Origin of the sequence: Desulfoluna spongiiphila, from assembly GCF_900101345.1 — a bacterium.
Taxonomy (GTDB): Bacteria; Desulfobacterota; Desulfobacteria; order Desulfobacterales; family Desulfolunaceae; genus Desulfoluna; species Desulfoluna spongiiphila.
Genome location: NZ_FMUX01000046.1, coordinates 1 through 4957, shown reverse-complemented (window position 1 = coordinate 4957; position 4957 = coordinate 1). Strand labels below are relative to the sequence as shown.

The 4957-nt window shown below is 48.1% G+C and carries 6 protein-coding genes; 4 read left to right on the top strand and 2 right to left on the bottom strand.

Annotated elements, in window-relative coordinates; genetic code table 11:
• The coding region (locus BLQ12_RS26720) for a transposase (RefSeq protein WP_139164143.1) at nt 1–291 on the top strand (291 nt) is incomplete at its 5' end.
• 33 nt (nt 292–324) lie between these two features.
• Here BLQ12_RS26720 and BLQ12_RS26715 read toward each other — a convergent pair.
• Together BLQ12_RS26715 and BLQ12_RS26710 are read right to left on the bottom strand one after the other, a co-directional pair.
• Nucleotides 325–1212 (bottom strand): deoxyguanosinetriphosphate triphosphohydrolase family protein, encoded by an 888-nt coding sequence (locus BLQ12_RS26715; RefSeq protein WP_092216034.1) that lies wholly within the window; start codon nt 1210–1212, stop codon nt 325–327.
• Nucleotides 1213–1385: 173 nt separating this feature from the next.
• Nucleotides 1386–2030: a CatA-like O-acetyltransferase gene (locus BLQ12_RS26710; protein WP_175470090.1), complete on the bottom strand. Its 645-nt coding sequence runs from the start codon at nt 2028–2030 to the stop codon at nt 1386–1388.
• Nucleotides 2031–2444: 414 nt separating this feature from the next.
• On the opposite strand from BLQ12_RS26710, the gene BLQ12_RS28455 reads away from it, so the two are divergent.
• From BLQ12_RS28455 to BLQ12_RS26695, 3 genes are all read left to right on the top strand, one after another.
• Nucleotides 2445–2666 carry a DUF6148 family protein gene (locus tag BLQ12_RS28455; RefSeq protein WP_092216030.1) on the top strand — a complete coding sequence of 74 codons (222 nt, stop codon included), beginning with the start codon at nt 2445–2447 and terminating at the stop codon, nt 2664–2666.
• Complete coding sequence (locus BLQ12_RS26700) at nt 2663–4249, top strand: phage portal protein (protein WP_092216028.1); 1587 nt, start codon at nt 2663–2665, stop codon at nt 4247–4249. The genes BLQ12_RS28455 and BLQ12_RS26700 overlap by 4 nt, the downstream gene beginning before the upstream one ends.
• The coding region (locus BLQ12_RS26695) for a S49 family peptidase (protein ID WP_139164142.1) at nt 4242–4957 on the top strand (716 nt) is incomplete at its 3' end. The genes BLQ12_RS26700 and BLQ12_RS26695, both read left to right, overlap by 8 nt.

Genomic DNA, 4957 nt, shown 5'->3' with positions numbered 1-4957 from the left:
AAAAGAACCGCAGAAACTGAGGCAGAACTAATCAAAAAGTCTCTTCAGGCCCGACAAGACGAAATAGATCGAATCCCCATTGAAGGAAAATTTGGACAAGCAAAGAGACGATACTGTCTTGGCCGTGTCATGACAAAATTAGCAAAGACCAGTGAAACTGCCATCTCACTATGCTTTTTAGTTATGAATCTTGAAAAATGGCTGAAAGCCATTTTGTTGTGCCTGTTTTTCAAAGAGCCAATTCGGTGGTGGCCGTTTAGAGTGTCACGTTTTGCATCTGCAGCTGACTAACCCCATGTCCTGAAATTAATCGCGCAAAATTGTTCAGCAACCCCTAATTATATTTACGCCAAATTTTTTATATCTGATAATTTCTTTGTGATTATATATTACATTGTAATTGAAATTTTTGAGACTCAAAATTAATTCGTGTCTTTCATCAGAAAATTTTATTGACCCTGATTCACATGATGTTTGAATAACGTCTTTCACAAGTCTGTTAATTATTTGCCCATTACTATGGCCTAATTCTGATCTTAGTTTTTTGGGAACATCACTATCCTTAATGAAACCTGCAATTACTGCATCTTCAATATCACGGCCTAAATAAGCAACTTTATCTGCAAACCGCACTATACAACCTTCATACGTAAGCGGATTATGGCTTCTATCAACTATTGAGTTAAGATCACGTTCATCAGTATCAGGAAATATTTCTTGTTCAAAACTTTCCCCATTGTGACAAATAACTCCATCCCGTACTGCGTATGTAAGGTTTAACCCTCGTCCTTCATTTGCTAACTTGTCAACCACTCTTAGGCCATTTAATTCATGCATAAATACTGTACCAACTGGTAACATTTCACTCAATGCACTTTCCCCCGCATGGCCAAACGGAGCATGCCCTAAATCGTGCGAAAGCCCAATTGCATAAGCCAATTCAGCGTCCAGATCCCACATATCGGGGTTTGCCTTATTAAGCCCTTTGCATATCGTTGCAGCAATAGAGGCAACATGCATTACATGTTCAATACGAGTACATACATGGTCATTGTTTGGCGCAAAAAAAACCTGAGTCTTATGCTTTAGACGTCTAAATGGCATGCTATGTATAATTGCTGTTTGATCACGGAAGTATTCACCACGCACATCATAACTCTTTTCTTTAGGACGCTGCTTGTAATAAGCATCTTCGAAGGGGTTTTTTTGCATCTATCGACTCCATTTGATGTTATTGACCAAATATCTGATTAGCTTTTAGTAGTATAAATCTTTCTATGCGATTCAATAGTGCTTATAATGAACTGAAACTATGTATGTTGGATTAATATTTTGAAATGCCGGATATATAACTATTTAAGTTGGATTTATGATGATAATCCCAATTATCCGTTAAGATATTTTTCTGCCTTCAAAAGGTATTGAGATAGTTTTTTGTAAAATTTTCCGAGATGAATGCCATCAACTAAGGCATGATTAACTTGAATCGCGACAGGAATAAAAACCGAATCATTAGTTGAATAATATTTTCCAAATGTAACTATCGGAATATATGAATATTTGCTAAAGTATGGGTGTGAAAAAGATGTAAAGGAAAACCACGGTATATTTGAAATAAAAAACATATCATTTTTATCTTTCATTTCTGTGTCCGGGGTTTCTTTTACCTTTGAAATTGTTTCAATAGACTCTTGGTTAAAAGTTTTAAAGAGATTCGAATGTATAGAATCGCAAAACGTGAACGTTTCATCATCTAATAAGATTGTATAACCTGGATTGATAGTGTCATATTCATAAAGTACATTCTCAATAATTCTTTGTTTTAGTTGCGGTATTTCGTTTATCGTAAGTGATACAAAATAGCTCATTGAAATAAAAAAGTTAACACTATTGATATCAACATACTTTTTTAGTTTCGTGATGTCGACATTGCTTGTTGTGCTAATAACCGGAACTTCATGCTTGCTAAACGATTCAAGTAACCCTGCCCGATTGTAATTTTTTAAATTAATTTTTTTTCTGATTTCCACTATTTAAGCTCCGTGTCAAAACATTATTTTCTGCAATCGATTAGAAGAATAATATCTTGTGCCTATATACTTCAAATATTAACATAATAAATATTAACATACGCGTGATATCATTTCCTGTAAATGGTTATGAGTAACCTTTTTGGCTACAACACACTGAATATATGAATAGATGTTCCCTAATACTTGGGGGTGCGCAAACATTGTTTCGATAAAAATGTATAATAATAAGGGATTAGGAGATGCAATCACTTGCTCGGGATCAAAGAAACAATAAACAGAATATTTTTATACCCCAGTCCCACCCACCAATTTTCTGTAGCTTTCCAAAATAAAGTGTCTCTCACGTCTCCCTCGTCTCACACGTCTCTCTCGTAACAGACACTAACCCCCGCCCCATGCCATATTCCCCCCATGGCTATTTTCACTCTACAAGAGCTCGATGAACAGATCGCAGCTTTCAAGCAGGCCCTCCTCGCTATAGCTGCGAACCAATCCTATAAGCTTGGCAAGCGAGAGTTTGTTCGGGCTGACATCGATGAGATTCGGAAGACCCTTGTGTTTCTGGACCAGGAGCGGAGCAAACTACTTTCCGGTGCCGGGCCGAAGTTTGTCACGGGGAGGATCGTTCGATGACACCTTTATTATATGGGCCGGACAACCGGATCCTTCCTCCCTCGTCTTCCGTTGCGGCCAATACCTCCTACGGCGTGCATCGGAAGGCGGGAGGCCATTCCGGGACGTTGGCCAACTGGATGACGTCCCGGATGAACCGGGATTCTGAGCCCTATGAGCGCAGTACCATTGCGTCTCGGGCTCAGGATCTGGTGGCCAACGATCCCCATGCGGCGAACATCACGGATAGCATGGGGGTGAGCGTGGTGGGGACGGGGCTTCGGCCCCAGTCCCGGCCTAACTGGAGGTTACTGGGGTGGAGTGAAGAGCAGGCGGAAGCATTTCAGACCCAGGCGGAGTGGGCGTTTTCAATTTGGGAGACGGAAGCGGATGCCGCCGGGCGGCTTCCCTTTTGGGCGATTCAGTTTCTTTCGGTTCAGTCCCTGGTGGTGAACGGGGAGTTCCTGCGGATCCCTGTGATGAAAGACAAGCCGGGCCGGACGTTTTCCCTGGCCTTGCAGTGCGTGAACCCGCTTCGGCTGTACACCCCTTCGGATTTGACTCAGGACACAACCATTCGGGACGGGGTGACCCTGGACGCGTTTGGGGAGCCCTCTTCCTATTGGATTGCCAACCCGGACAACGCCTACACCTCCTACAGCCTTCCCTCGGCCAGCTTCGCCCAGGTGCCTGCCTGGGTTGGGCATCGGCCCGGTCTGTTTCACTCCTTTATACAGAAGGAAGATGAGCAGGTGAGGGGGATCTCCCTTTTGGCCCCGGGGATGAAGTTCTTCCGGGACCTGAACGACTACCTTGATTTTGAGCTGGTGGGCGCCATCGTGGCGGCCAGCTTTCCTGTCTTTATCAAAACCCCCAATGCCGAAGAGTCCGCCCCTTCTTTAAACGGCGATGCCGTTGCAGCCGGTGAGCTGACACGCCACCAGGATGTGGCGGCAGGGACCATGATCTACGGCAACCCCGGAGAAGAACCCCACGTGCTGGAGTCCAAGCGGCCCGGCAACACCTTTCCCGAATTTGTGGAGCGGATCCTCCGGGGGATCGGTGCCACCGTGGGCATGCCCTACGAGGTGGTGGCCAAGGATTTTTCAAAGACCAACTACTCCAGCGCACGGGCGGCCCTTTTGGAAGCCTGGCGGGTGTTCGGGTTTTACCAGAAGTGGCTGGTGGACAGCTTTTGCCAGAAGGTCTGGGAGATGGTCCTGGAAGAGGCGTGGCTCCGGGGCATGATTACCCTGCCTGCCGGATCCCCGGACTGGTACGAGGCGCGTCACGCCTACACGCGCGCCATGTGGATCCCGCCTGAACGAGATGACGTGGATCCCCTTAAAACCGCCCGGGCCAACCAGATCAACCGTGAGAGCGGCAACGGGACCCTGGCCAAGATTGCAGCGCGGCAGGGCATGGACGTGGATTCATACATCGAGCAGCTGGCCCGGGAGAACCGCAAGCTCAAAGCTGCCGGGCTGTTGCCGGAAGAACCCGCGACGCCCGAAACCAAGAAGGCCAAGGCCGACGCGGCGGATGCTTTGATTGAAGAGACAGAAACAGAAGAGCAAAAAGCGAAGGAGACCACCAATGCCTGAGAGACTGCATGGACGGCCCTGGGCCATCACCATGGATGCCTATGAGGCCATTGTGGCCCTGGTGGAGTCCGGCAAGATCGATGCCTCCATGTTTGCCGAAGCGGACGGGGAGGGCGCGGACCTTGAGGTCATCGATTCCGTGGCGGTGATCCGTGTGTCCGGGGCCCTTCAGAAGGAGCGGACCAGGTACTACTTCTGGCTGGAGCGGGAGAGCACTTATGCGGAAATCCGCGAGCAGGTGGAGGCGGCCCTTGGGGACTCCGGGGTGAAGGCGATCTGCTTTAAGGTGGGATCCCCCGGCGGGGACGTGGACGGCGTGAAAGAGCTTTCCGACTTTCTCCACCGGGCGGCCCTGGAAAAACCCATCTACGCCTACGCAGACGGCCAGATGTGCAGCGCGGCGTATTGGCTTGCCTCGGCGGCAAAAGAGATCGCCGCGCCCTCCACGGCCCAGGTGGGAAGCATCGGGGTTCGGGCCATGCACGTGGACCGGTCCAAGGCCCAGGAGAAGGGCGGGTACAAGGTGACGTACCTCACCGCCGGGAAATACAAGGCCATGGGCAACCCTTCGGAGCCCCTGGACGAGGAGTCCACCGCTTACCTGCTTCATCCTTTGAACCAGATCTACACCATTTTTATTGATGACGTCGCCCGGAACCGTGGCGTGTCCACAGACAAAGCCCTCGCCATGGCCGATGGAAAAGTGTT

Excerpts from the sequence above, each read along its gene's own strand:
- BLQ12_RS26715 (WP_092216034.1), bottom strand. The coding sequence starts at position 1,212 with ATGCAAAAAAACCCCTTCGAAGATGCTTATTACAAGCAGCGTCCTAAA.
- BLQ12_RS28455 (WP_092216030.1), top strand. The coding sequence starts at position 2,445 with ATGGCTATTTTCACTCTACAAGAGCTCGATGAACAGATCGCAGCTTTC.
- BLQ12_RS26700 (WP_092216028.1), top strand. The coding sequence starts at position 2,663 with ATGACACCTTTATTATATGGGCCGGACAACCGGATCCTTCCTCCCTCG.